The sequence below is a fragment of the Exilibacterium tricleocarpae genome, from assembly GCF_007004655.1.
Lineage (GTDB): Bacteria > Pseudomonadota > Gammaproteobacteria > Pseudomonadales > Cellvibrionaceae > Exilibacterium > Exilibacterium tricleocarpae.
This window is the reverse complement of sequence record NZ_ML660099.1, coordinates 112474-139446: the sequence shown is the minus strand read 5'-3', so window position 1 is coordinate 139446 and position 26973 is coordinate 112474. Positions and strand designations below refer to the sequence as shown.

At 60.2% G+C, this 26973-nt stretch carries 22 protein-coding genes; 9 read left to right on the top strand and 13 right to left on the bottom strand.

Annotated features, from left to right (window positions below):
- The first annotated feature begins 126 nt into the window (after window positions 1–126).
- The 3 genes from tsaD to folK are packed head-to-tail and all read left to right on the top strand — an operon-like array spanning window position 127 to window position 2143.
- Window positions 127–1179: a tRNA (adenosine(37)-N6)-threonylcarbamoyltransferase complex transferase subunit TsaD gene (gene tsaD / locus FKG94_RS19340; RefSeq protein ID WP_142928576.1), complete on the top strand. Its 1053-nt coding sequence runs from the start codon at window positions 127–129 to the stop codon at window positions 1177–1179.
- Window positions 1180–1239: 60 nt separating this feature from the next.
- Window positions 1240–1611 (top strand): dihydroneopterin aldolase, encoded by a 372-nt coding sequence (folB, locus tag FKG94_RS19335; RefSeq protein WP_142928638.1) that lies wholly within the window; start codon window positions 1240–1242, stop codon window positions 1609–1611.
- Entirely contained in the window at window positions 1598–2143 is a 546-nt protein-coding gene (gene folK, locus FKG94_RS19330) for a 2-amino-4-hydroxy-6-hydroxymethyldihydropteridine diphosphokinase (RefSeq protein ID WP_342779103.1), read from the top strand. Before folB ends, folK begins: the two co-directional genes overlap by 14 nt.
- On the opposite strand, the gene FKG94_RS19325 is transcribed toward folK, so the two are convergent.
- Window positions 2136–2879, bottom strand: a complete 744-nt coding sequence (locus tag FKG94_RS19325; protein WP_142928575.1) for a pteridine reductase — start codon at window positions 2877–2879, stop codon at window positions 2136–2138. The two genes, folK and FKG94_RS19325, sit on opposite strands and share 8 nt — an antisense overlap.
- Window positions 2880–3112: 233 nt before the next feature.
- Entirely contained in the window at window positions 3113–4285 is a 1173-nt protein-coding gene (locus tag FKG94_RS19320) for a multifunctional CCA addition/repair protein (protein ID WP_142928574.1), read from the bottom strand.
- A 468-nt stretch (window positions 4286–4753) separates the two neighbouring features.
- On the opposite strand from FKG94_RS19320, the gene FKG94_RS19315 reads away from it, so the two are divergent.
- A complete protein-coding gene (locus FKG94_RS19315; protein WP_142928573.1) occupies window positions 4754–5695 on the top strand; it encodes a DMT family transporter in 942 nt (313 codons plus the stop codon).
- Between the two features lie 44 nt (window positions 5696–5739).
- Here FKG94_RS19315 and FKG94_RS19310 read toward each other — a convergent pair whose 3' ends face one another.
- On the bottom strand, window positions 5740–7038 hold the full coding sequence (locus FKG94_RS19310; RefSeq protein ID WP_142928572.1) for a response regulator: 1299 nt from the start codon (window positions 7036–7038) through the stop codon (window positions 5740–5742).
- Between the two features lie 421 nt (window positions 7039–7459).
- Here FKG94_RS19310 and FKG94_RS19305 point away from each other — a divergent pair, with 421 nt between their 5' ends.
- Window positions 7460–8026 (top strand): response regulator, encoded by a 567-nt coding sequence (locus FKG94_RS19305; RefSeq protein ID WP_142928571.1) that lies wholly within the window; start codon window positions 7460–7462, stop codon window positions 8024–8026.
- Window positions 8027–8179: 153 nt separating this feature from the next.
- Here the strand turns inward: FKG94_RS19305 and FKG94_RS19300 are convergent, their stop codons facing one another.
- From FKG94_RS19300 to FKG94_RS19290, 3 genes are all read right to left on the bottom strand, one after another.
- A complete protein-coding gene (locus tag FKG94_RS19300) occupies window positions 8180–9736 on the bottom strand; it encodes a SpoVR family protein (protein ID WP_246125265.1) in 1557 nt (518 codons plus the stop codon).
- A complete protein-coding gene (locus tag FKG94_RS19295) occupies window positions 9733–11010 on the bottom strand; it encodes a YeaH/YhbH family protein (RefSeq protein ID WP_142928570.1) in 1278 nt (425 codons plus the stop codon). Before FKG94_RS19295 ends, FKG94_RS19300 begins: the two co-directional genes overlap by 4 nt.
- 152 nt (window positions 11011–11162) lie before the next feature.
- Window positions 11163–13085, bottom strand: coding sequence for a PrkA family serine protein kinase (locus FKG94_RS19290; RefSeq protein WP_142928569.1), 1923 nt, complete (start codon window positions 13083–13085; stop codon window positions 11163–11165).
- A gap of 832 nt (window positions 13086–13917) precedes the next feature.
- Between FKG94_RS19290 and galE the strand changes: the two genes are divergently transcribed.
- A complete protein-coding gene (gene galE / locus FKG94_RS19285; RefSeq protein WP_142928568.1) occupies window positions 13918–14934 on the top strand; it encodes a UDP-glucose 4-epimerase GalE in 1017 nt (338 codons plus the stop codon).
- 70 nt (window positions 14935–15004) lie between these two features.
- Here the strand turns inward: galE and FKG94_RS19280 are convergent, their stop codons facing one another.
- From FKG94_RS19280 to FKG94_RS19255, 6 genes are all read right to left on the bottom strand, one after another.
- Complete coding sequence (locus FKG94_RS19280; protein WP_142928567.1) at window positions 15005–15823, bottom strand: symmetrical bis(5'-nucleosyl)-tetraphosphatase; 819 nt, start codon at window positions 15821–15823, stop codon at window positions 15005–15007.
- Between the two features lie 8 nt (window positions 15824–15831).
- The gene (apaG, locus tag FKG94_RS19275; RefSeq protein WP_142928566.1) at window positions 15832–16206 is read right to left on the bottom strand and encodes a Co2+/Mg2+ efflux protein ApaG; all 375 of its coding nucleotides are present in this window, start codon (window positions 16204–16206) and stop codon (window positions 15832–15834) included.
- Complete coding sequence (rsmA, locus tag FKG94_RS19270; RefSeq protein WP_142928565.1) at window positions 16203–17099, bottom strand: 16S rRNA (adenine(1518)-N(6)/adenine(1519)-N(6))-dimethyltransferase RsmA; 897 nt, start codon at window positions 17097–17099, stop codon at window positions 16203–16205. Before rsmA ends, apaG begins: the two co-directional genes overlap by 4 nt.
- Window positions 17096–18094, bottom strand: a complete 999-nt coding sequence (gene pdxA, locus FKG94_RS19265) for a 4-hydroxythreonine-4-phosphate dehydrogenase PdxA (protein WP_142928564.1) — start codon at window positions 18092–18094, stop codon at window positions 17096–17098. Before pdxA ends, rsmA begins: the two co-directional genes overlap by 4 nt.
- 100 nt (window positions 18095–18194) lie before the next feature.
- Entirely contained in the window at window positions 18195–19601 is a 1407-nt protein-coding gene (locus FKG94_RS19260; RefSeq protein WP_142928563.1) for a peptidylprolyl isomerase, read from the bottom strand.
- 122 nt (window positions 19602–19723) lie between these two features.
- The gene (locus tag FKG94_RS19255) at window positions 19724–22444 is read right to left on the bottom strand and encodes an LPS-assembly protein LptD (protein WP_142928562.1); all 2721 of its coding nucleotides are present in this window, start codon (window positions 22442–22444) and stop codon (window positions 19724–19726) included.
- A 443-nt stretch (window positions 22445–22887) separates the two neighbouring features.
- Here FKG94_RS19255 and FKG94_RS19250 point away from each other — a divergent pair, with 443 nt between their 5' ends.
- Together FKG94_RS19250 and murU are read left to right on the top strand one after the other, a co-directional pair.
- Complete coding sequence (locus FKG94_RS19250; protein WP_179957723.1) at window positions 22888–23940, top strand: aminoglycoside phosphotransferase family protein; 1053 nt, start codon at window positions 22888–22890, stop codon at window positions 23938–23940.
- Window positions 23937–24626 (top strand): N-acetylmuramate alpha-1-phosphate uridylyltransferase MurU, encoded by a 690-nt coding sequence (murU, locus tag FKG94_RS19245; protein ID WP_142928560.1) that lies wholly within the window; start codon window positions 23937–23939, stop codon window positions 24624–24626. The genes FKG94_RS19250 and murU overlap by 4 nt, the downstream gene beginning before the upstream one ends.
- Window positions 24627–24647: 21 nt before the next feature.
- On the opposite strand, the gene FKG94_RS19240 is transcribed toward murU, so the two are convergent.
- Window positions 24648–25850, bottom strand: coding sequence for a DUF3530 family protein (locus FKG94_RS19240; RefSeq protein ID WP_142928559.1), 1203 nt, complete (start codon window positions 25848–25850; stop codon window positions 24648–24650).
- A 62-nt stretch (window positions 25851–25912) separates the two neighbouring features.
- On the opposite strand from FKG94_RS19240, the gene rpe reads away from it, so the two are divergent.
- Entirely contained in the window at window positions 25913–26581 is a 669-nt protein-coding gene (gene rpe, locus FKG94_RS19235; protein ID WP_142928558.1) for a ribulose-phosphate 3-epimerase, read from the top strand.
- Window positions 26582–26973: the final 392 nt, after the last annotated feature.

Sequence of the window (26973 nt, the reverse complement as noted above, 5' to 3'; positions counted from 1 at the left end):
CTAATGATACGGGTTTCGATTATCATGCCGGCTAAAAGCAAGGCCGGCGGCCTTTGTTTGTTACCGGTCGCCGGGGCAAGGGTATCACTGGGAGCCGGATAACGACTCAATATACGAGGTAGGTGTATGCGCGTTTTGGGGATAGAGACCTCCTGCGATGAAACCGGGCTGGCGCTCTACGACAGTGAGCGCGGGCTGCTCGGTCACTGCCTTTACAGCCAGGTGAAGCTGCACGCCGAGTACGGTGGGGTGGTGCCGGAGCTGGCGTCCCGGGACCATGTGCGCAAATTGCTGCCCTTGGTAAAGCGCCTGCTGTCCGAGGCTGGCAGTGAGGCGAACGAAGTCGATGCGGTCGCCTATACTGCCGGTCCGGGCCTGATTGGGGCACTTATGGTAGGTGCCTGCGCCGGGCGGGCGCTGGCCTATGCGTGGGATGTGCCGGCTATCGGTGTGCACCATATGGAGGGTCACTTGCTGGCACCGATGTTGGAGGCGCAGCCGCCCGCCTTCCCGTTTGTGGCGCTGCTGGTCTCCGGGGGACATACGCAACTGGTCAGGGTGGACGGTATCGGCGTCTATGAGCTGCTCGGTGAGTCCCTGGATGACGCCGCCGGCGAGGCCTTTGACAAAGCGGCCAAAATGCTCGATCTGGACTATCCCGGCGGTCCGCATATCGCCAGGCTGGCGCAGCAGGGGGCCGCCGGGCGCTTTGTATTTCCCCGCCCCATGACCGATCGACCGGGCCTGGATTTCAGCTTCAGTGGCCTGAAGACATTTACCCTCAATACAGTCGCGGAGCACGCCGGGGCCGACGGTCTGCCGGACCAGCAGACCTGCGCCGACATCGCCCATGCGTTTCAAGAGGCGGTGGTGCAGACACTGGCAATCAAATGCCGGCGGGCGCTCGAGCAGACCGGGCTGAGTACCCTGATTATCGCCGGCGGCGTCTCCGCCAATGTGCGGCTGCGGGCGGTGCTGGAGGCGGCCCTGGCAAAAGCCGGCGGGCGGGTCTACTACGCGCGCCAGGAGTTTTGCACCGACAACGGCGCCATGATTGCTTATGCCGGTTGCCAGCGGCTGCTGGCCGGCCAGCGCGACGATCTGGGGGTGACGGTCAAGCCGCGCTGGTCGCTGGAAAGTCTGCCGGCGTTGACCGGCACCCCTGCTGCGAGTAGCTGAGCTTTCGGCTCCATGAATGGCAGGTTCACCCGATAAATGACAAATAGTGCGGACGTGAGTATGGATATTGTCTATATCAGAGACCTTCAGGTCGAAACGATCATCGGTATTTTTGACTGGGAGCGGGAGGTGAAACAGCGGGTCAGCCTGGATTTGGAGATGGCGACGGACATTCGCCCCGCGGCACAGACCGACGATATCCAGCATGCGCTGGACTACAAGGCGGTGGCCAAGCGCCTGATCGCCTTTATAGAGGACAGCCAGTTTCAACTGGTGGAGACCCTGGCCGAGCAGGTGGCGGCGATCGTGCGGCAGGAATTCGGGGTCAGTTGGCTGCGCCTGCGCCTGAGTAAGCCGGGGGCGCTGCGGGGTTCGCGGGATGTGGGGATCCTGATCGAGCGCGGCGACAAGCTGGCCGGTGCCGCACAGTAGAGGTGTGGTGATGGCCCGGGTGTATCTCAGTATCGGCAGTAACATCGATCGTCACAGGCATATCAGTGCCTGCCTGGACGCACTGCACCAGACCTACGGCGAGCTGCTGCTGTCGTCGGTCTATGAAAGCGAGGCGGTGGGGTTTGCCGGAGATAACTTTTTCAATCTGGTGGCGGGCATCGATACTTCGCTCGGGGTGGGTGAACTGGCGGGGCAGTTGCGGCATATCGAGACCGCCAACGGGCGCCGGCGCGACGGGCCCCGCTTCAGTTCCCGCACGCTCGATATCGATATTCTGACCTACGGCGATGTCGCCGGCACGGTCGACGGCGTTGCACTGCCCCGCGATGAGGTGACCAAAAACGCATTTGTGCTCTGGCCGCTGGCGGAGATAGCGCCGCAGGTACTGCACCCGGTTCTCAAGTGCTCCTACGGTGAGCTTTGGGAGCGCTACGACAAGCGCCGGCAACAGCTCTGGATTGCGGATTTCAGCTGGCGCGGGCAGCAGTTCTCCCGGGCGGCGCTCAAGTGAGCGAACGCCCCCCGTCCACGGCAATGACCTGGCCGGTGATATAGGGGGCGCCGGTCAATAGGAACAGCACCGTAGCGGCGATATCCGCCGGCGCGCCGGGCCGCGCCAGGGGCACGCGGCCGAGAACTTTCTGTTTGCCGTCGTCACTGAGCTCAGCGGCCTGCTCGGGCCAGAGAATCGCGCCGGGGGCAATGCCGTTTACCCGCACCGCCGGCGCCAGTTCCCGGGCCAGCGACTGGGTCAGCATGACGTTGCCCGCCTTTGCGATGCAGTAAACCGTGTGTTCGGCCAGTGGTCTGTCGGCGTGAATATCGGCGATATTGATAATGGCGCCCCGCTGTCGGGTCAGCGCCGCTGCCAGGGCCTGGCTGAGAAAGAAGGGCGCCTTTACGTTGCTGCCGAGCAGGTCGTCCCACTGTGCCTCGGTGGCGCTGCCGATAGGTGTGGGATAGAAGCTCGAGGCGTTGTTGATCAGCGCGTCTACACGACCCCATTGCGTCTGGCTCTGTTCTGCCAAGTGCTGCACTTGTGTCGATTGGCACAGATCGGCTGCCAGGCAAATGGCGGAGTCCGGTCGCCGCTGGTTGAAGGTGGCGGCGAGTTGTTCGGCGGCGGTGGCGGAGTTTCTGTAGTGCAGCACCACGTTGAAATCAGCCCGGTGCAGAGTCTCGGCGATCTGTGCGCCGATGCGGCGGGCGGCGCCGGTTATCAGGGCGACGGGATGGTTTGCTGTCATTGTCTTTCCTTAATAATAGGTTTTCTCTGTCGGTGCTCAATGGCACCCGCTGCAGGCAACTGCCTCTGATGTTTAAGCACAGGGGTGCCAATTGCCCCGTCCGGAGGCAGACCTCCCCACGGTATTCTCGACTGGGGGCGGGGGTCGATAAACTGGCACCAATCCTCTTGAGTACCAGAGGTAGGTGCCTTTAGCCAGTGTCATTAACGTCTGTCCCGGTCGCCGGGTGCAGATTACCGCGCTGCTATCAGTTGCTCCAGCGCCCGGCTGCGCCGGCGCCGCAATTCGGCGCCGAGTTGCTGGCCCTGCAGACCCGCCTGCGCTAGGGCTTTCGCATCGACGGCGAGACAGGTTTTAAGGGCGTCGCGCAGCAGGTCCGCCTGGGGATAGGGGGCCTGTTGTCGATCCGGAAAACTGCGCGCCTCGGCCTCGCAACACAACAGAAACTGCTCGTAACGCTGCGGGCGGCGCAGGCCGTCGAGGGCGGTGACAAGTTGCAATAGGGCGGCGCCGTCCAACGCCAGCGCCCGGTGGCAATCGCGGCGTCGCGCAGCGACGGACAACGCCAGTTCACGCGGTTCTTTGGGCACGCCGAGGCGCCGGCACAGCGACGTTATGGCGTCGAGTTGCCGGGGGTGGTGATCGGCCAGCAGGTAAACCAACGCGGCGAAGCGCACGGCACCAGCGCCGCCCATGGCGCAGGCCTGCTGCAACGTGCGCAGAGCCTGTTCCCCCGGGGCCTCGCCGGCACCCGGGGCGGCGGCAAACAGCCGCTCCAGTTCCGGCATTACGGCGCCGAGGGCACCGCACTGTTGCAACACGCGAATAAACGCTTCGGGATTGCGCTCACCGAGCGCCCGGTCCAATTCTTTCCAGACTCGCTCCGCGACCAGATGATCGGCCTCGCCCTGCGCCACCATGCGCTGCATCAGTGCCAGTGTCTCCGGCGCCGGGCGAAATCCCAAATGGTGATAGCGGGCGGTAAACCGTGCAACCCGCAGAATCCGCACCGGATCTTCGGCAAACGCCGGCGACACATGGCGCAGGTATTTAGCGGCGATATCTGCGCGGCCGTTATAGGGATCGATCAAGTGTCCGTACTGATCCTGCGCCATGGCGTTAATGGTGAGGTCGCGGCGGATGAGATCGTCTTCGAGTGTTACATCGGCTGCGGTATAGAATTGAAACCCGGTGTAGCCCGGCGCGGTTTTGCGTTCGGTGCGGGCCAGGGCATATTCTTCCCGGGTGTCGGGGTGCAGGAAGACCGGAAAATCCTTGCCCACCGGTTTATAGCCGAGATCGAGCATTTGCCGGGGGGTAGCACCGACCACCACCCAGTCTCTTTCTGATACCGGGTAACCGAGCAACTGGTCGCGGACAGCACCGCCAACGAGATAAACATCCATAAAAAATCGGTAAAGCGGCTTGACGCTATAACGGGATTGCCTCACACTCTAAAACAAGTTTTTGCAAATTTCTATTTTTCCGTTTCAATCTGACTTTTATCCGATTTCAACGCTCAATATTGGCTCTCGGTTTTAAGTTTCGATTTTGACCTTAATCTTGACCTTGGTTTTAATCTAATCGGTTTTAACCTAATTGATTTTAACCTAATTGATTTTAACCTAAAGAGTAGCATTCAACGTGGTTTTTATACGCGATCTCAAGACCTTCAGAAAGGCTGGTCTGCAAGTGCAGATGTGCCGCCGAGTGCATACCGTCACCTGGTATCTGCCGCCGTGCTGTGTGCCCGAGGTCGCTCTGATGCGATAAAACTGCAACAGAGATAAGTTTACCGAAGGCCGCAGCGTTAACAACCTGCGGCCTTTTTCGTGTTTGCGACCTTTACTTCAAGGTTCGCCAAAGAGGATTCGATGATGTCTGTATTGATGGCCTATCTGGGGGTCGTTTTGATCTGGGCTACCACACCCCTGGCGATTCAGTGGAGCAGCGGTGGTATCAGCTTTATGGCGGCGGTCAGCCTGCGGATGTTGGTGGCGTTGGTGATCGGCCTGTCGCTGCTCGGGCTGTTGCGTCGCAATCTGTTTTGCGAAGCTAATGACTGGCAGCGTTACGGTGTCGCGGCGCTTGGGATTTTTCCAAACATGCCGCTGGTCTATTGGTCGGCACAGTTTATTCCCTCCGGTCTGATCGCCCTCATTATGGGTTTGTCACCGTTTATAACCGGTGTTATGTCGATGTTGTTGTTGCGGGAGAATCCGTTCAACGGGCGCCGAATTGCTGCACTGGCCATAGCGCTTGCCGGTTTGGCGGTGATATACACCGATCAGTTGTCGCTCGGGGATAAGGCGGTATACGGTGTATCGGGAATGCTTCTGTCGTGCTTTTTTTTCTCTTTCTGCAGTGTCTGGCTGAAACGGCTCGGCGGGAATATCGACCCGCTGCGTCAGACTACGGGTACTTTATTGATGTCGGTGCCGGCGCTGCTGGTGAGTTGGTGGTTGCTCGAGGGTAGCTGGCCGCAGCACTGGTCGTCGCGCACAGTGTTGAGCATCGGCTATCTTTCCCTGTTTGGTTCTATGTTGGGGTTTTCGTTGTATTTTTATATCTTGCGGCATTTGTCGGTCAACACGGTATCGCTGACTTACCTGATTACACCGGTGCTGGCAATCTGTGTCGGGGTATTTGTCGCCGGCGAACAGGTGTCGGCACAACTGTTGGGCGGTGCTGCCATGGTGGTGTTGTCGCTGGGGCTCTACCAGGGGTTGAGTCCGCAGGTGATCGCCAGAATCGCCAGAATCGCCAGAATCGGCAGTCGGGGACCTAGGCGGCGACCGGCGGCGGACGTCGACTGACTGCGGCGCCTGCGACTACCGACAGAACGCCGCGCGAGCCGGCTTCAGTGACCGGGGCCGGCTCCGGTTTGGGTGACGGGCAAGATGAGTGTAAAGCAACTGCCCTGTTGCGGGCGGCTGTCGACCAGAATTTCGCCGCGATGATTTTCAATGATGCCGTAGGATACCGACAGGCCCAGGCCGGTTCCCTCGCCCACCGGTTTGCTGGTGAAGAAGGGATCAAAAATACGCATTTGGGTATCCGCTGACATACCGATGCCGGTGTCGCTGACGCTGACAAAAACGGCATCGCCCGCAACGCGGGTTTTGATGTCAGTTGCCAGGCCGGTCACCAGCGTGATGGTGCCTCGACCCTCGATGGCCTGCCCGGCATTGACCAGCAGGTTTACCAGCACCTGGTTGATTTGCGGCGCGATACACTCGATGGGCGGTAGTTCGCCGAACTGTTTAACGACTTCAGCTTTGTATTTAAGCTGGCCGTGGACGATATTGAGGGCGCTGTTGATGGTGTCGTGCAGGTCGACTTGTTGCCACTCCTGTTGTTCCGGATGGGAGAAGCCTTTCAGGTCTGCCACAATTTGTTTAACCCGGCGCACGCCCTGCAGGGATTCGTCCACCAGGTGCGGTATGTCCTCTTTGAGGAAATCGAGGTTTAATCGACACTTCAACTCCTGCAGCTCGTCCTTGATTTGTATATTGTTGATGCTTTCTTCGGTTTCCTGATAGGCGTCGAGTACCGCCAGCAGGTCGTCGAAATAGGCGCGTAGAGTATCCATGTTGGAGCTGATATAACCCACCGGATTATTGATTTCGTGGGCGACGCCGGCGGCCAACTGGCCAAGGGAAACCATTTTCTCCGCCTGTAAAAGTTGGCCGTGAGTTTCCTGCAGGCGCCGATTGGTTTCCATAAGCTCTGCTGTGCGCTCCTGGACCCGCTCTTCCAATTCCTGCTCGCGGTTGTGCAGGGCGAGATGGGTATGCACCCGGGCCAGGAGTTCATAGCGATTGAACGGTGTGGTGACATAGTCGGCGGCACCGAGTTGGAAGGTGCGGCTGATACTGGCGGGATCGCTGTCGGCGGAAACCACAATGACCGCCGGGTTGCGTTTGGCGCCGTTGCGCTGCAATTCGGTCAGCACCTCGAAGCCCGATTTCTCCGGCATGTTGAGATCCAGCAGCACCAGGTCGATATCGTATTTTTGCAGCGTTGCCAGACACTCGTTGCCATCGGCGGCTTCGTAAACCAGCGGATAGGTATCGGCCAGAATATGGCGCACCAATTGGCGATTAACGTCATTGTCATCCACCAGCAAGATGCTCTGGGGCCTGGGGGGTTTATACATAAGCGGCAGTCGGCCGTAAGCACGACAATAGTGGCTGGAAAAGCAAAGGTATAAAAAAAACGCCCCCAAGAAAAGCTATGGGGGCCAAGGGTCTTAGGGTGTTCTTCTCGTTGTCGACTCTGCCGTAAAGGGTGGAGGGATGTTGAGCCGACAGTGCCGCCGAGTCAGTCGTTGAATCGAGCGGTATTGAATCCTGTATATCGTGGCTATTGTACATTAATTGACTAACCTGTCAATCGTGACATTTAGAATCATTATGTCTGTATCTATGTCACAATAGGAATAATTGTCATTTATGTCAGGTGAAAAATTCGCTAGTCTTAAGGATAATGTCGGCTTATGACCGCAAACCTTTAACGGTGACGGATTTTTATAACATGAATGTAAATGACCGGCCGACCGAGGCGAGAACAGAGCGACTATGACTGAATTGAGAGTGCTGACCACAGGAGAGGCCGCCAAGTATTGTGGCGTCACTTTCCGCACTGTCATTCGCTGGATCGAGCGAGGTCGTCTCAAGGCTTACAAGTTGCCGGGGCGGGGTGATCATCGTATCCGCGCCGATGACTTTGTGGCTTTCCTGCGTGAGAACCAGATGCCGGTGCCGGGAGACCTCGCGGATGACAACCGCATGATCCTGGTGATCGAAGACCAACCGGAGATGGCGGCAGCCATCCGGCGGGTGTTGAAGCGGGCGGGTTACGACGTGGAGGTGGCCGCAGACGGCTTTGTTGCCGGTACCCTGTTGTCGCAACTAAAGCCCTGCCTGATTACGCTCGATCTGAAAATGCCCGGTATCGACGGCCACCAGGTACTAACCTATGTTCGCGAACACGAGGAGCACGCCCAGTCGAAGGTGCTGGTGATTTCCGCCGAGACACCCGAGGGCCTGGAGCGGGCCCTGCAAAATGGTGCCAACGATATCCTGCCCAAACCTTTCGATAACAATGAACTGCTGGCCAAGGTAGAGCGGTTGATTGCCGAGTAGACATGACGTCTGGAGTCGGTAACCGGATAACCGCTTCGGGTCTTTCTTCAAATTGTCCTTAACTTCGAATCTGCACGCCAGTAAGCCGGCGCCGGTGAGCAGCGCGCAGGCGCACACCGAAGTGCCGGCACCCTCATCATTTTCAGCGGGCACTCAGCCCAGATCACCATCTTTCGACAGTGTCGGCGGCGGGCAGTGGAAGCTCTGTTTGATATCGTCGTCCTGCAGTGAATGCAGGTGGACATCAAAACCCCAGAGGCGGTGCAGGTGACGTAAGACCTCCTCGCAGGAATCGTCCAGCGGCTTGCGGGAGTGGCGCCGGTGGTGCAGTGTGAGCGACCGGTCACCTCTGATATCGACGCTGTAGGCCTGGATATTGGGCTCGCGATTGCCGAGGTTATATTGACCTGCCAGCGACTCGCGCACCGACTGGTAACCGCTTTCGTCGTGGATGGCGGTGACTTCGATATCTTTTTTGCGGTCGTCGTCAACAATGGTGAACAGTTTCAGGTCCCGCATCACTTTGGGTGACAGGAACTGGAGGATAAAACTCTCATCCTTGAAATTGCGCATGGCGAACTGCAGGGTTTCGCGCCAGTCGCTGCCGGCGATATCGGGGAACCATTCCCTGTCTTCGTCGGTGGGGGCTTCACAAATGCGACGGATGTCCATCATCATATTGAAGCCCAGTGTGTAAGGGTTGATGCCGTTGTAGTAGGGGCTGTCATAGGGGGGCTGGTAAATGACGCTGGTGTGGGATTGCAGAAACTCCAGCATAAACCCGTCGGTCACCTTGCCCTGGTCGTAGAGTTCATTCAGCAGTGTGTAGTGCCAGAAGCAGGCCCAGCCCTCGTTCATGACCTGGGTCTGGCGCTGCGGGTAAAAGTACTGTGCGATCTTGCGCACGATGCGCACGATCTCCCGCTGCCAGGGTTCCAGCAGGGGAGCATTCTTCTCGATGAAATAAAGCAGGTTTTCCTGGGGCTCCTCGGGGAAGCGCTGCAGCTCGGCATCGGCCTCTTCCTGCCCCGGCCTGGGGATGGTGCGCCACAGGTCGTTGATCTGTTTTTGCAGGTACTCCTCCCGCTCTTTTTGCCGCTGCTTTTCCTCGGCGGCGGAAATGGGGTAGGGGCGTTTGTAGCGGTCGACGCCGTAGTTCATCAGCGCGTGGCAGGAGTCGAGAATGGCCTCGACATCGTCGATGCCGTGGCGCTCTTCGCAGTGGGAGATGTAGTTTTTGGCAAATAGCAGGTAATCGATAATGGAGTCGGCGTCGGTCCAGGTGCGAAACAGGTAGTTGCCTTTGAAAAACGAGTTGTGCCCGTAGCAGGCATGGGCGATCACCAGTGCCTGCATGGTCATGGTGTTCTCTTCCATGAGATAGGCGATACAGGGGTTGGAGTTGATGACGATCTCGTAGGCGAGCCCCATCTGCCCGCGACTGTAGGAGCGCTCGATGTTGAGAAACTGCTTGCCGTACGACCAGTGGTTGTAGCCGAGCGGCATACCCACGGCAGCGTAGGCGTCCATCATCTGCTCGGAACTGATCACCTCGATCTGATTGGGATAGGTATCGAGCCCGAATGCCTCGGCCAGTTTGCCGATTTCTTTGTCGTAGGCTTCAACCAGTTCAAACGTCCATTCCGACGTGGTGGACAGCGGCTCACTTTGCTTGGTTTTGGCTTGGTTTGGCATGGTCGGCTGGTTCATACGGTCTTCTTGTGAAACAACGCGCGAAATACCGGGTAAATATCGCTCACGTCGACGATTTGCTGCATCGCGAAGGTGTCCGGGTAGGCTTCGGCAACTCCCTCGTACTCTTCCCACAGCGCCTGGTGGTTGCGCGGTGTGATTTCGATGTAGGAGTAGTATTGCATCTTCGGCATGATATCGCTCATCAGCAGCTTGTAGCAGGTGCTGGAGTCGTCATTCCAGTTGTCACCGTCCGATGCCTGGGCACCGTAGACATTCCATTCCGACAGCGGGTAGCGGTCGTGCAGAATCTCCTTCATCAGTTTCAGTGCGCTGGAGACGATGGTGCCGCCGGTCTCGCGGGAGTAGAAAAATTCCTGCTCGTCGACCTCTTTGGCACTGGTGTGGTGGCGGATGAACACCACCTCGGTGTATTCGTAGTTGCGCTGCAGGAACAGGTACAGGAGGATGAAAAAACGCTTGGCCATATCCTTGGTGGCCTGGTTCATGGAGCCGGAGACATCCATCAGGCAAAACATCACGGCCTTGGAGCGCGGAATCGGCTGTTTTACCAGCAGGTTGTACTTGATATCGAAATCGTCCAGCCAGGGTACCCGGCTGATGCGGCTGCGCAGGCTCGCCGCTTCGGTCAACAACGCTTCGAGTTTGGCGTGATCACGCAGCACCGGCTCGACCGCCTCCAGCGCTTCGATCTGCTCTTCGAGTTGCTTGAGCTTGCGGCGCTTGCTGCCGGTCAGGGCCAGGCGGCGGGCGTTGGCCGCCCGCAGCGAGCGCACGATATTGATACGGCCCGGATTGCCCTCGTTGCTGATGCCGGCGCGGCGGGTTTTAAAGGCCTCGTTGCCGGCCAGTTGGCGTTTCACCATATTGGGCAGTTCGAGGTCCTCGAACATAAAGTCGAGAAACTCTTCCTGGGTAATCTGGAAGACGAAGTCGTCCATGCCCTCGCCGCTGTCGCTGGCGCCGGAGCCCGCACCGCCGCCGCCGGCTCCGCCCGGCGGGCGCGCAATGCGGTCGCCCTGCACGAATTCCTTATTGCCGGGCAGGACGTTGTTGACCCGGCCGCCGCGGCCGTGGTGAAAGACCGGTTCGCTGATGTCCCGGGTGGGGATGCTGATCTGCTCGCCCTTGTCGATGTCGGTGATGGAACGGCGGGTAACCGCCTCCGCCACCGCTTTCTTGATATGCTGCCGGTAGCGGCGCAGAAAGCGCTGCCGGTTGACGGCGCTCTTGTTTTTGGCATTGAGGCGGCGATCGACAATATAACTCATAGAGCTTTCCCGTAACTCACCATACAACCCTCCTTAGGGTCTCCGTTTAGCCCGGTGACCAGGCCGGCGCCGGGCCCTCCGGCCTGGCTTCGGCACCCGACCGCTGCTCTCGGCTACTGCACCCGATTACCGCAACGGAGTAGCGCGCCCGATCATTGCGACTTGCGTACCCGCAGATACCATTCGGACAGCAGCCGCACCTGTTTCTCGGTATAACCGCGGGCGGTCATGCGGGCGACGAAATCCTGGTGCTTCTTCTTGTCGTCGGCGGAGGCCTTGGCGTTAAAGGAAATGACCGGCAGCAGGTCTTCGGTATTGGAGAACATTTTCTTCTCGATTACCGTGCGCAGTTTTTCGTAGCTGCTCCAGACCGGATTCTTGCCGTTGTTGTTGGCACGGGCGCGCAGCACGAAGTTGACCACCTCGTTGCGGAAGTCCTTCGGGTTGCTGATGCCGGCCGGTTTCTCGATCTTCTCCAATTCTTCGTTGAGCGCCGCCCGGTCGAGAATCTCGCCGGTTTCCGGATCGCGGTATTCCTGGTCCTGAATCCAGAAGTCGGCATAGGTGACATAGCGGTCGAAAATATTCTGGCCGTATTCGGCGTAGGACTCCAGGTAAGCGGTCTGGATTTCCTTGCCGATAAACTCCACATAGCGCGGCGCCAGGTACTCTTTGATAAATGTGAGGTACTTCTCCTGCAGTTCCGGCTGAAACTGCTCCTGCTCGATTTGCTGCTCCAGCACGTACAGCAGATGGACCGGATTGGCGGCAATCTCGGTGGGATCGAAGTTAAACACCTTGGACAGAATTTTGAACGCGAAGCGGGTGGACAGGCCGTTCATACCCTCGTCGACCCCGGCGGCGTCGCGATACTCCTGCATGGACTTGGCCTTGGGATCGGTATCTTTCAGATTCTCGCCGTCGTAGATGCGCATCTTGGAGTAGAGATTGGAGTTGTCCGGCTCCTTGATGCGCGACAGGGTGCTGAACTGTGCCAGCATTTTCAGCGTATCGGGGGCGCACTGGGCCTGGGACAGGGAGCTGTTCTGCAGCAGCTTCTCGTAAATGCGTATCTCCTCCGAGACCCTCAGGCAGTAGGGGACCTTGACGATATACACCCGGTCGATAAACGCCTCGTTGTTTTTGTTGTTCTTGAACGTCTGCCATTCGGCTTCGTTGGAGTGAGCCAGGATGACGCCCTCGAACGGGATGGCGCCGAGCCCCTCGGTGCTGTTGTAGTTGCCCTCCTGGGTGGCGGTCAGCAGCGGGTGCAGGACCTTGATGGGGGCTTTGAACATTTCCACAAATTCCATGATGCCCTGGTTGGAGCGGCACAGCCCCCCGGAGAAGCTGTAGGCATCGGGGTCGTTTTGCGGGAAGTCCTCCAGCTTGCGGATATCCACCTTGCCCACCAGCGAAGAGATATCCTGGTTGTTCTCGTCGCCGGGCTCGGTTTTGGTGATGGCGATCTGGTCGAGAATCGAGGGGTAGAGTTTGACGACTTTGAACTGGCTGATATCACCGTTGAATTCATGCAGCCGTTTCACTGCCCAGGGCGACATGATCTGCTTGATGTAGCGGCGCGGAATCCCGTAGTCCTCCTCCAGAATCTGGCCGTCCTCCTCGGCGTCAAACAGGCCGAGGGGCGATTCGAAGACCGGAGAGCCCTTAATGGCATAAATTGGTTGTTTTTCGATCAACGACTTGAGCTTTTCTGCTAGTGAGGACTTACCCCCACCCACTGGGCCGAGCAGGTAGAGTATCTGTTTCTTCTCCTCCAGCCCCTGGGCCGCGTGTTTGAAGAAGGACACTATCTGCTCAATACACTCCTCCATGCCGTAGAAGTCGTCAAAGGCGGAGTAGCGCTTGATGATCTTGTTGGAAAATATGCGGCTCAACCGCGAATCGCGGGATGTGTCGATAAGCTCGGGTTCGCCGATGGCCATCAGCATGCGCTCTGCGGCACTGGCGTAGACGCCCGGCTTTGCCTTGCAGAGATCCAGATACTCCTGGATAGTCATCTCTTCCTGTTGAGTAGTCTCGTAGCGCTCGCGGTAATGGCTGAAGATACTCATGGTTTGCCTCCTTTACCGATTAGATTCAAGAAACTGACTTTGTTCCCGTAAGTTGTCGCCCGTTACACTTTTGCCGGGACTAACTCAGGGACTCTTTTAACCGTAAAGAGTTGCAACTGCACAGGGTTACCACAATAGAGTCACCACCATCAATTTACAACAACTGTGTTAGCAAAAATGTGCGGCCGGCACCGGTTTATGCCGCGGCAAAACCGGCCAAAAGTGCGGCGGCCGGGGCTTTTGCGGGCTCGAGAGGAACCGCTTTTCCCCACTCTGATAAGCATAGTCGCAATTTGAGTGGGCGATAGACCACTGGCGGCAAAAAATTCTCCCAGTTTAGAATTCAGACAATATTTTCCTAAAATGCGCCGGGATTGTAGGTGCTCTTCCAGGTGTCATTGTGTGCGATAATAGAGCGCCTTTATGTGGCCCGATGCAAAACCGCACGAGAATGGGGCCGGCGGGCGCATTGTGGTTTTACTGTTGGTCTTGCCGTGTGTTTTGCTGCCAGCTTTACGAACGTGTTTTAGCGGCGGTTTTCCAATAGTCGGGCGCAATCGGCGAACTTGCGCGCGAAACCCGACCGGGGCTTTATTGCCAGGCGCTGCTGTCAGGTTCTATCGTAAGGTTCTATAGGTAAGGTCTTTTAAGTAAGATCCTTTCCGTAAGGTTCTATACGCGAGGTTCTGCACGTGAGGTTCTGTACGTTGTTTCTATACGTACGGTTCTATCGCAGGGTGTTATTTTTCTTTAGTCGGCTGCTATCGTCGGTCCTGCCGCTGGATTCAAAGGACGCGATGGCAGGGGCGTTTTGTCAACACGGGGTAATGTTATGGCGGTTTTGGTTACAGGTGGTGCGGGTTATATCGGCAGTCACACCTGCATAGAGCTGGCGGCGGCGGGTTTTGACCCGGTGGTTGTCGACAATTTCTGCAACAGTAAACCCGTGGCCGTGGAGCGTGTGGGCGAGATCATCGGCGCCGCCGTGCCGGTGCACACCCTGGATATCAATGACCGCAAGGCCCTGCGCCGGGTGTTTGATCAGCACGATATCGAGGCGGTATTGCACTTTGCCGGCCTTAAGGCCGTCGGCGAATCCAGCGAAATTCCCCTGTCCTACTATCACAACAATGTGAGCGGCACCCTGGCACTGTGCGAAGTGATGGGGGAGGTCGGGGTGAAGCAACTGATCTTCAGCTCCTCGGCAACCGTCTACGGCGATCCGGCCAGCGTACCTATCCGCGAGGATTTCCCCACCTCGGCCACCAACCCCTACGGCCGCAGCAAGTTGATGGTGGAGGAGGTATTGCGCGACTTCAGTGCCGCCCCCGGCAACGACTGGAAGATCACCCTGCTGCGCTATTTCAACCCCATCGGCGCCCACGAGAGCGGTCGCATCGGTGAGGACCCCCAGGGCATCCCCAACAATTTACTGCCTTATGTGGCCCAGGTGGCGGTGGGCAAACTGGCCCGCCTGCAGGTCTTCGGTGACGACTACCCGACCTCCGATGGCACCGGCGTGCGCGATTATATTCACGTGGTCGACCTGGCCCGGGGGCACGTGAAGGCCCTGCAGAGGCTACGGCAGGTAACACCTGGGTGTTACACCTATAACCTGGGAACCGGGCAGGGCTACAGCGTGTTGCAGGTGGTAAAGGCGTTCGAGGCCGCCAGCGGCCGGGCGGTGCCCTACGATATCGCCCCGCGCCGGCCCGGCGATATCGCCGAGTGCTTCGCCGATCCGGCGTTTGCCGCCGGCGATCTCGACTGGCGCGCCCGCTTCGATCTGGAGCGCATGGTGACCGATGCCTGGCGCTGGCAGTCGGGCAACCCCAATGGTTATGGTTGAGGGTTGATGCCGCAAGCCGGATTGTCGCCGTTTGCTCTATGTTGTTTTTAGCGTCTTGGCCGGATTTCGGTCATACAAACGGCTCGCAGTCGCAACTGAACCAGGTCTCGTCTTCCAATCGCAACATGGTCATATGGCTGCCCCAGACGCAGCCGGTATCCAGAGCGTAGAGGTTGGGTTGCTCCACCTTGCCCGCCAGGGCTGCCCAGTGGCCGAATATCAGCTTGTGCTTGCGGGTTTTGCGGTGCGGGTGTGTATACCAGGGGCGATAGCCGCGGGGGGCGTTATCGGGGCTCGATTTGCTGGTTAACTGGAGTTCCCCGGCGGCGTTGCAAAAGCGCATGCGGGTAAAGTAGTTGGTGATCACTCGCAAACGGTCGAAACCAATTAAATCCTTGCTCCAGCCCCGTGGCCTGTCGCCATACATCGTGGCGAGAAAGGCGTAAAAATGATCACCGCGCAGTACTGCCTCCAGTTCGGCGGCCCGCTTCAGGGCTTTTTTCAAACCCCACTGGGGTGGGATGCCGGCGTGCACCATGGTAAAGCCGAGGGCCGGGTCGTGATGAACCAGCGGTTGCCGGCGCAGCCAGTCGAGCAGTTGGTCGCGATCCGGCGCCGTAAGGATCTCGCCCAGGGTGTCGCCGCGGCTGGGCTGGCGCAGGCCGTGGGCGACCGCCAGCAGATGCAGGTCGTGGTTGCCCAGCACCAACCTAACGGCGTCGCCGAGATTGTAGACGTAGCGCAGTGTGTCGAGAGATTCCGGGCCCCGGTTGACGATATCCCCCACCAGCCACAGGCGATCGGCACGGGGGTCGAACTGCACTTCGCCGAGCAGGCAGCGCAGCGGGGTCAGACACCCCTGTAGATCGCCGACGGCGTAAGTGGCCATAGCGAGCGTCAGTGCACGGCGTGGGGTGGCACGAGGGCGAAGGCCGGAATGGGGGTGTCAAACAGCAGGTCTTCGTCGGTGCGCATCTGGTAGCTGCCCTCCATGGTGCCGGTCTCGGTCTCGATCACCACACCGCTGGTGTAAGTGAATGCTTCCCCCGGCTGCAGGCGAGGCTGCTCGCCAACGACACCAAGTCCGCGCACCTCGTGGCGGGCATTGTTGGCGTCGGTGATAACCCAGTGGCGACTGATTAACTGGGCCGGGGTATCGCAACAGTTTCTGATGGTGATGGTATAGGCGTAGACGAAGCGCCCGGCGTCCGGCTGAGACTGCTGATCGATATAGTTGGTTTCGACGGATATCTCGATGTGTTCGGGCGTCATTGGGTTCGCTGTAGTTTGGTGGTGTGTTTAGTGGTGTGTTTAGTGGTGTGTTTAGTGGTGTGTGTAGGGGTGGGTATCGCTGCCGGGTTGTGTTCCGCCAGGCTGTCGCTGAGGCGCACAAAGTCCGGCAACGTGAGATTTTCAGGACGAATACTGGTGTCAATTTCCAGTTTTTCAATGACTTCCACCGGCAGCAGTGAGCGCAGGGCGTTGCGCAGCGTCTTGCGCCTTTGCTGGAAGGCGGTATTGACCAGGCGTTGCAGCGCCCCCACGTCTTTGGCCACCACCGGCGGTTCGGCATAGGGGGTCAGCCTGACGATCGCTGAATCCACCTTGGGCGCCGGCCGGAAACTTTGCGGCGGCACCGGGAACAGGTTTTCCACCTGGCAGTGGTACTGCACCATGATACCGAGCCGCCCGTAGGCCTTTTGCCCGGGTTGCGCGCAGAGCCGCGCCACCACCTCCTTTTGCAGCATGAAGTGCATATCCCGCACATATTGCCCGAAGCTGAGCAGGTGGAAGATCAGTGGGGTGGAAATATTGTAGGGCAGATTGCCGACGATACGCAGTGCGCGCCGGTCCGGGCCGGCGGTCACCAACTCGGAGAAGTCGAAGGTGAGGGCATCGCAGCGGTGAATCCTGAAGCCCGCATAATCGTCAAAGCGCGCCAGCAACAGCGGGATCAGGTCGCGGTCCAGCTCTATCGCCTGCAGGTCCGGACAGGCCGCGAGCAGCGGCTCGGTGAGGGCGCCCTGCCCCGGGCCGATTTCCACCAGGTTGTCGCCGGGGCGTGGGGCAATGGTGTCGACCAGGCGCTGGATAATACCCGGATCGACCAGGAAGTTTTGCCCGAAGCGTTTGCGCGGCCGGTGGCCGGGGACGGCCTGGCTCACTGGCCGGGTCCCATGGCTGTGGTGTCGATCATGGCCTCGGCGCTGGCCACTGCGGCGCCCAGGCTGCCGGCATCGGCGCTGCCGCTGCCCGCCAGTGCCAGGGCGGTGCCGTGATCGACGGAGGTGCGGATAAAGGGCAGGCCCAGGGTGATATTCACCGCTTCGCCGAAGCCCTGGTGCTTCAACACCGGCAGGCCCTGGTCGTGATACATGGCCAGCACCGCATCGGCCTGTTGCAGGTATTTGGGGGTAAACAGGGTATCGGCGGGCAGCGGCCCCTGCAGGTCCATAGGGCGCTGGCGCAGCCGCGCCAGCACCGGTTCGATGACGTCGATCTCCTCGCGGCCCAGGTGGCCTCGCTCGCCGGCGTGGGGGTTCAGGCCGCAGACCAGAATACGGGGGGCGGCGATACCGAACTTAGTCCGCAACTCGCTGTAAAGTATGTCGATAACCGCGGTCAGGTTCTCGACTGTAATTGCCGCCGCAACCGCCGCCAGTGGCAGGTGAGTGGTGACCAGGGCCACCCGCAAACCGGGGGTGGCCAGCATCATGACCACTTTGGGGGTCGCAGTTTTGGCGGCCAGGTATTCCGTGTGGCCGCTGAAAGGGAAGCCGGCCTCGTTGATCACGCTTTTTTGCACCGGGCCGGTGACCAGAGCGGCAAAGCGGCCCGCCATACACCCGTTTATTGCGGTATCCAGGCAGGCAAGCACATAGGCGGCATTGGCCGGATCGAGGCGGCCGGCGAGCACCGGCCGGGCGGTGCCGATGGGCAGCAGGCCCAGTTCGCCGGCTCGCAACGGCTGCGGCGGGCGCTGCAAATCCACTTCCCGCAGGTGCAGCGGCAATTTAAGGGCGGCGGCCCGGGCCTGCAACAGCTCCGGGTCGGCGATGGCGACCAATTCAGTGTCCCGGGCCTGCTGTGCCAGCTCTACTGCCAGATCGGGTCCAATGCCCGCCGGTTCACCCGGCGTGAAGGCGATACGATAAGCCATGAACGGGTCCTATAGGCGAACCCTGCAACAGGGTTCGATGTTCCGGCGGCTCTCCCCGAAGGCGTCTGTCGCGGCCCTGCCGGCGGCACCTGTGTTGGGATCACCCTTTAATTTCGACATAGGCCTCATCGCGGATTTCCCGCAGCCAGGTTTGCAGCTCTTCCTCGAAGCGGCGCTTGCGCAGCAGGTTGCGCGCCTGATTGCGGATCACGGTTTCGGTCATATCCTGATTGCGGCGCTCATCGACCTTGAGGATATGCCAGCCGAACTGGCTGCGAAACGGCTCGCTGATCTCGCCCACCGCGGTCTGCTTCATGGTTTCTTCGAACGCCGGAACGAACTGGCCGGGTGTCGACCAACCGAGGTCACCGCCGCTCAGCATCGAGCCGATGTCCTCGGAGTGTTCTTTGCAGAGCGCTTCAAACGAGCCGCCCGCGACGATCTGGCGGCGGATATCGAGGAGTTTCTCCCGCGCCTCGTCGTCGCTGAGGATGGTGGAGGGCTTGATCAGGATATGGCGGACTTTGGCCTGTTCCACCATACGCTCGCCGCCGCCGCGCTGGTCGTAGAGCTTGAGCAGGTGAAAGCCGGCGTCGCTGGCGAAGGGGGCGGAGGTCTGGCCGGGTTTCAGTCCCGGAACTACCTCGGCGAACAGAGCCGGCAGTTGCGCCGTCTTGCGCCAGCCCAGGTCGCCGCCCTGCAGCGCCTGGGGGCCGGCGGAATTGGCGATAGCCAGTTGTTTGAAATCGGCGCCCTGTTGCAATTGCTGGAACAACTGCTCTGCCTTCTCTCTAGCGGCGTTTTTTTCCTCTTCGCCGGCGCCGGTGGCAACGGCGATCAGCATATGCCCGAGTTGGTAGTCCGGCGAGGTCCAGAATTTGCCCTCGGTGGAGTTGAGAAAGTTATCTATTTCCTGCTCGGTAATCTGGATACGGCGGTTGACCCGTCCCTGCTGCACCTGGTTGATCACCATCTCGCGGCGCACCTGCTCGCGCAGGGTGCTGGGTGTCATGCCTTCGCGGCGCAGTTCTTCGGCAAAGGCCTCGGCGGTGAGATTGTTGGCCTGTTGCATGCGGGCGATGGCCTGGTTGATCTGCCCATCTTCGATGCGCACTCCGGCGCGGTCCGCCATCTGCAGTTGCAAGCGGTCGACAATCAGCTTCTCCAGGACCTGCGAGCGCAGCACATCCTCGGGGGGAAGCTGGGTTTGCTGGGCCTGGATACGGGTACTGATAATGGCCAGTTGCTGCTCCAGTTCACTGGCCATGACCACATCGTCATCCACGATGGCGATTACCTTGTCCAAGGTCGTGGTTTGGGCCTGGGCGCACAGCGAGCCGATCAGGGCGACGGCGGCGAGGGCCGCGCCAAAAGCTCGCCCGGCACCAACCCGCCAGACCGGCAGTTTGCCGTATAGCGCCGGCAGTCGACCCGTTTGGTGCGGGGTTTTATCTGCATGTTGCCTGCTGTGAGCTGCGGGTTTGTGGGTATTGACTCGTCTGTTCATAAATATCGCTTTGCTAGCCGGGAAATGGTTTCTCAACATACTGTTTTCTGCTTGCTGTCGTTCTGTATACCGCTGTTCTGTCTGCGGGGGTTGCGCATGCTACCGTGTCCTGTTGCGGGGACTCAGCGGAGGTTTTCCTCGCGCCGCTCATAACCGAAGATGCCCTCACTCAGGACGCTGCTGATGGTGCCGCCGGTACCGCCGAGTCCCTTGAATTCAACTTCAAAGAAGACGCCTTCATCGAACTCCAGCAGCGAGTCGTCGACCACGTCGATAAGGTCGTTGTCGATCCAGCGGCGCCACACCGCGCGCACGCGGTAGCAGCAACTGTTATATTCGAGACCGGCAATCTTCTCCAGTTCCCGCTGCTGGGTCAAATCCTTGTTGTAGCGGGCCACCAGGCTCAGGCCGCCGTAGAGGGGCCAGATCAGCGAGGCGTCCACCTGGTCGAGGTCGTTTTCGATCAACTCGGTGGTGTCGCCGTCGTTGTCAATATCATTCACATCGGGCCTGCCGGCCTGGCGCCGGAACCTGTGCCCCAGGTTGAACAGGCGGTACTGATCGTCCATATAGCGCAGGGAGAAATTGCCCTGCGACATCACCTGCTCTTCCTCGTCGTAGAGCAGTTCACTGGTAAACTGCCAGTGCTTGCCGACCTGGGCCGCCACCCTGGCGGCGATTTCGGTTTTATTGGCGTTCGAGGGCGCGCCGGCCAGGGTTACGCGTCGATCCTCGAAAATATAAATCTGGCCCAGGCTCAGGCTCAGGCGCTCGACCCCCGACTCCGGAGAGATGAAACGGCTGGTCAGGCCCAGGGTCAACTGGTTGGCGTCGTCGATGCGGTCGCCGCCGGTAAAGCGGCTGTCGCGAAACAGTTGGCTGTAGGTGAAGGTGGGCTCCGAGGTGTCGAAGTCGACGCGGGCCAGTTCACTCTGGTCTTTGAAGTCGCTGTAAAAGTAAAACAGCTGCGGCTCGAATGTCTGCAGGTAGGCGTTGCCAAACAGGGCCCCATCGCGCTCGAATATCAACCCCATATCGACAGTGCCCTGGGGTACGGTAACGGCGGGGGCATCCTGTTCGAGCGGGGTGGCCAGATTGTCGTCCAGTTGGTAGCTGAGATGCTTGAGGGCGACGGCGGGTTTGAAAAAGCCCCACAGCCACTCCTTGTCCCAGGTCGCTTTGTATTCGAGGCGGGCCCGGTCGCCGGTCAGCTGGCGCCGGTTGAGGTCCTCGATCTCGGCGTCCGGATGATCGAAACGCACCACCGTGTTGTCCAGGTTGAACAGCCAGTTGCCGGCCCGGTAAACACCTGCGGCGCTGAGTTCGGGCACCAGGCGGTAGGGGGCGAGTACGGTGCGGGTGGAAAACAGGGTTTGATATTCTTCCGCCCGGGCGCTCAACAGCCAGTTGTCGGTCCGGTAATCGAATTGGCCCAGACGCCTTAAATGCGTGTTGGCATTGACGCTCAGGCTGGCGGTGTCGAGGTCGCGAAAGTAGTCGGTGTCGCTGACTTGGGTGAAGTCGATACGGGTGCTCCAGCGCTGTCCCAGGCCGCCGATCTGGTCCAGGTTGAACAGCCAGCGATCCTCGCCCTCGAACTCGCCGAGTTTTGCCTCCAGCGCCGCCAGTTCCCCGGCGGTGATCCTGCCTTCGGCAAAGTCGATTCTGCCTCGCTCGACCCGCTTTTCATCGTCCTTGTCGTCGCCATCTTTATCATCACCCAGAAAGGCCGCATTGACGGTGGTCTGGAAATAACGCGAGAGGTGGCGAAACTCCGCTTCCAGCATTTCACCGCGGTCGTCCATATGGCTGGGGGTGAGGGTGAGGTCGTAGTTGGGCGCCAGGTTGAAGTAGTAGGGCACGCCGGCATTGAGTCCGCCGCCGATATCGCTGCTGCTGAGGTAGGGGAACAGAAAGCCGGATTTGCGGGTATCGCCCAGGGGAAACTCCAGGTAGGGGGCATAGAATATCGGCACCCCGGCCACCTCCAGGCGCACGTGTTTGCCGCGACCGACTTCCTCGTTGCTGTCGAGCACAATCTCGCTGCCCTCCAGCAGCCAGGCGTCGCTGTCGGGTTCGCAACTGGTGAAATTGCCGTTATCGAGCACCAGCAGATGCTTGTCGGTTTGCTCGAGGCGGTCGGCGCTGCCCCGGGTGTGGGCTTCGTGAATGACGAACTCCGCTTGTTCCAGGCTGGCCCGGTTGTCATCCATATGTATCTGCGCCCTGTCGCCGGTCATCAACAGGCCGGGTTGGCGCAACCGGATATTGCCCTCGAGGGTCGCGATGCGGGTGGCGTCGTCGAGTTGCGCTTTATCGGCGTGCAGCTCCCGCTCACCCTGGCGCAGGAACACCTCGCCCTCCAGCACGGTGGTGGTTTGCTGCAACACCTCGGCGCGATCGGCGGAGGCGCGCAGCGGCGCCTGCGCGGGTGCCAGATTCGCCTCGTCATCGGTGCGTTCGGGTTCGACGTAGGCGCCGCAACAATTATTAGCCAACTCGGCCCGTCGGGTCTCGGACAGTTGTTGTGCCGGCACCCAGTCGATCTGGCTGGCGCTGGTGGCTGTGGCCGTCTCGGCCGGGTCCGGCGGCTGCTGTGTTTGGCGGCCGCCGGGACCGGGGAGTTGAATCTCCCGGCAGTCCCAGGCGGACGGATTCGCCCCGGGGCGGCAATCCCAACCGCGGTGACTGGCATCGGCGCCGGTTTGGGCCTGCACCGGCAGTATCGGCTGCAGCGCCAACAGCGCCAGGCCGATCAGCGCCGATGGGGACCCGGTCTGGCGGGATTGCTGTTGAATATGCCGGTAAATGTCCTGTCTGAGGCGCTGTCGGGGCTCGGCCATTAATGCGATGTCCAATCTGTGTTTTTCATTACCCCCGGGTGATCCCTGCGGGCGCGCCGGCGGCGAGGTGAGATTCTACTTGGGAAGCTGCCTTTTAGCTATAAGCGGGCAGTAGCGCCGCCGGTGCTGTGGCTTGGTTGGAAGTGGACCCGCTGTTGTTGTGGCTGGCTGATGACTTTGTGTCAGTATGGGGTAGAATCTTTGCCCTGGGGGGCCGGAGCGAAAGTAAACGCCTGAAGAGAGGGCCATGCGGATCGGCTCATACAATTGATTAGCACGACAGGCTCCACCTCTTGTTTTAAATGACCGGCTCGAATGCCTGTGCCGACTGGTCGGTTCGAACGTTCTTGTCGAACGATGGTTTCGCCTGATTTTTTCGAATGTCAGTTTGAATTAAAGCGGTGTAGGGTAGCGTCCTTGTCAGCGGGGGAATGGTAAAATTCATGGCCGAAGTGCAAGCCTTACAGCGCTGGGTTGCCGGGGCGCTCACAAAAATAAACGGGGGGCGGCAGGCTGTGGCGTTGCAGCCTCTGCACGGCGATGCCGGTTTGCGCCGCTATTTTCGCATCGATACCGCGCCCGGTCTGCTGGCGGTGATGGCGCCGCCGGATCGCGCCCACAACCAGGAATTTGTGGCGCTGGCCGATGCCTTGCAGGCCGAGGGGATTCGCACTCCGAGGATTGTCGCCAGTGCCGCCGAGCACGGCTTTATGCTGTTGGAGGACTTTGGCGATCGCCTGCTGGCCGACGCCCTCGATGCCGATTCGGCGACCGGCCTCTACGGCGAGGCATTGATGACACTGCTGCGACTGCAACAGTGTCCGCGGCCCGATCTCGTGGCGGCCTATGATGAGGGTCGTTTACTCGATGAAATGGCGCTGTTTCGGGACTGGTTCGTGCCCCGGTTGCTCGGCCATGCATTGGTAGCGGATGAGCAGGCGCTGCTCGAGGATGTGTTTCAGTTGCTGATCGACAGTGCCGCCGGGCAGCCGCGGGCACTGGTGCACCGCGATTATCATTCCCGCAACCTCATCATTTGCGCCGGTGGCGACCTGGGGGTGATCGATTTTCAGGGCGCCCTGTGGGGGCCGTTTACCTACGATCTGGTGTCGTTGCTGAAGGACTGTTACGTGCGCTGGGACCCGGACCAGGTGCGACGCTGGGCGCTGGCCTACGGCGATATGCTGATCGAAGCCGATATCGGTGTTATGCCTGGCGACGATTCTGTGACCCGGGAGCAGTTTTTGCGCTGGTTTGATCTGATGGGGCTGCAGCGACATATAAAGGTGCTGGGTATCTTCGCGCGCCTGCACCTGCGCGACGGCAAGGCGGGTTATCTCAATGACTTGCCGCTGGTGATACGCTATGTCCTCGAAGCCGCCGCCCGGTACCCGGAGCTGGCGGCTTTCGGCGCCTGGTTCGAGCGGCGTTTACTGCCGCTGTGTGCAACCCAACCCTGGTATCGGGATTACCGACAGGCAGGTGACCTGCAATGAAAGCGATGGTTTTTGCCGCCGGTCTGGGCAAGCGGATGATGCCCCTGACCAAACACACGCCGAAGCCTATGCTACGAGCAGGGGGCAAGCCGCTGATCGAGTACCATATCGAGCGCCTCAGTGAGGCCGGTATCACCGAGTTGGTTATCAATGTGGCTTATCTGGGCGAGAAGATAAAACACTTCTGCGGGGACGGCAGTCGCTGGGGGGTCAGCATCGCCTATTCCGAGGAGTCCCGGCCCCTGGAAACCGGCGGCGGGCTGAGCCGCGCGCTGCCGCTGCTGGGGGCGGAGCCTTTCGTGGTGATCAACAGTGATATCTGGACCGATTATCCGCTACAGCAACTGCGGGCGTTGCCGTTGCGCGCGGCGGCGCTGGGGCACCTGGTGCTGGTACCGAACCCGAGTCACAACCGCGGCGGCGACTACAGCATGGACGAAGACGGCTTTTTGTCGTTGCCGCGCGGCGGCGCCGATGCCGGTGTCAGGCACACCTTCAGTGGTATCAGCCTGATCCGGCCGGAGATGATACAAAACTATCCCCGCCGCCGGGAGGTGTTTCGGATGGTGGAGATGTTGAATTACTATCTGCCGCGCCGGCGCCTGACGGCGGAAGTGTTTACCGGCACCTGGCGCGATATCGGCTCGCCGGAGCGGCTGGCGGCCCTGGAGAAGGATATCGGTTGAGAGGGCAGGTGGATAGCTGCGTCAAGGGCGCTGGCCCGCCCTGCCGATTTCCATGCCGGCGGCGTACTTGGCCAGGAAGCCGCGAATACGGCGCATGAGTTGGTTGTGGTCCCGGTCGAGACTGGCCGACTGCCGTGGCAGGCGCAACTGGACGAAATGCTGCAGACCCCGGCGCCGCGCCTGCCGGCGCCGCTGTTCGGCCTCGGCGCGGTTGCGGGGGTCGGCGTCCTGATAGATGTCCAGCACCGGCAGCGCCGGGTCGTTGAAGCAGTCCGCCAGCTCGACCTCAGTCAGCGGGATACGGTTGCGGGCGTTGACGAATAACAGTGCCCGGATCGGTGTCGTTGCACTGTCGGGCGCAGTCCCGGTCGCCGGCGACCGGGACTGGCGGTAGAACTCGGCGGCACGGGCGGCGCCGACGCCGTGGCCCAGCACCACGACGTTGAAAATACCCTGCTCCTGCAAAAATTGTAAGGCGGCCTGCAATCGTTCCGCGACCTGTTGCTCTACCGGTTTTGCCGGCTTCGCGGGCTCTGCGTCCGGGGCCGGCGGCTGGCGGCCATCGCTGATCTCCCCGGTATTGTCGTCAAATATTTCGTCACTTTCAGACGCTGCGGCGGTGGGTTCCCCTTCTGCGGCGGCAGTCTCTTCGGCGTCAGCCGCATCGGTTTCTTTCCCGCTGTTGTCCTGTTCGCCAGCCTCCCGCTCCCCGGTTTCACTCTCACCCGGGCCAGTGTCCGATGTTGTTTCGCCAGTCGCCGGCATCGCAGGTGCTGGCGGACGCGCGGGTATGGGAGCCGTGCCGGGGCTTGGCAGCACCGCCGCCAGGGTGGCCCAGCCGTATTGCGGCAGTTGCCGGCGTACAGCATCCAGAGTGGCGTGGGCAGCCGGGTGCTGGCCCTCGGCGTGCAGCATAAGAATGGCGCCCTGGGGGTTGCCGGTATAGTCGGACTCGTAAACGGCCAGGAAGCGCTCGCCGCCCGCTTCCAGCCACTGCACCGATGGCGCCGGCAATCCGGCCGCGAGCAGCTGCATATAGCGCATCGCCGGACCCGGCCGGGACTGCGCCGCGGGCTCGCCGCCGGCTTGTGATGCCGGCGGCGGGTCGGTTGCGGCTGGCCCCGGTTCAGTCTCCTGGGCTGTTGCCGGGCTGAGGGACAGTACGGCGGCGGCAATCCAGCAGCGCCAGTGACCGAAAGGGTTGGATAGGCGTTGGGTGTGCATGTTATCTCCAGTACAATCCCCGTCTGCTGGCGCTAACCTCAGTATTAACCATGGATACCCCTATGCAAGACTATAAAATCGCTCCGTCTATTCTGTCCGCCGACTTCGCCCGTCTCGGGGAAGAGGTCGATGCGGTGCTCGCCGCCGGGGCCGATATTGTTCACTTCGACGTTATGGACAACCACTACGTTCCCAACCTCACCATCGGCCCCATGGTGTGCAAGGCGCTGCGCGATTACGGCATTACCGCGCCTATCGATGTGCACCTGATGGTGGAGCCGGTGGATGCCCTGATCGGCCAGTTTGCCGATGCCGGGGCCAGCTTTATTACATTCCATCCGGAGGCTTCCAAACATATCGACCGCTCGCTGCAATTAATTAAGGATGCCGGTTGCCAGGCCGGCCTGGTGCTCAACCCGGCCGTGGGGTTGGAGCCGGTAAAGTATGTGTTGGAGCAACTGGATATGCTGCTGTTGATGTCGGTCAATCCCGGTTTCGGCGGCCAGAAGTTTATCCCCTATACGCTGGACAAGCTGCGCGAGGCGCGCGCGCTGATCGATGCCTGCGGCCGGCCCGTGCGCCTGGAGGTGGACGGTGGGGTGACGGCAGAGAATATCGGCGCCATCGCCGCTGCCGGCGCCGACACCTTTGTGGCCGGTTCCGCCATTTTTGGCGCCGGCGATTACCGTGCGGCCATTGCGGCCATGCGCGAGCAGTTGGCGGCGCAGTAAGCGCCCTCACCGGGGCTGTCAGTAATGCCACTAACTAAGAGGATTCATACAATTTATTGGCCCTCACTCTCCCTTTATCGATATTGATTAAAAATACTGAGGGTAGGTCTACCTCTGGATACGACTTTCAGAAACTCTCGACTGCAGGGATGCTGTCGCGAAGCCCCCAGGGACGGGTTGAGGGGGGGGCGCCTAGCCCGTGTTTCTGAAAGTCCTATCCAGAGGTAGACCGGTTAATTGGCACGAAAGCATGAGCCAGAGCTATTAGACTTCCGGCTGTTATTCCCAGAGCGCCGTTCATACCAAGCGCGGCAGAAAGATAGGCAGCAGCGGGCGAATTCAGTAAACTAGCGACCTATGAAAGTAGCGACTCCCTCCCTTAATGTGTCCGC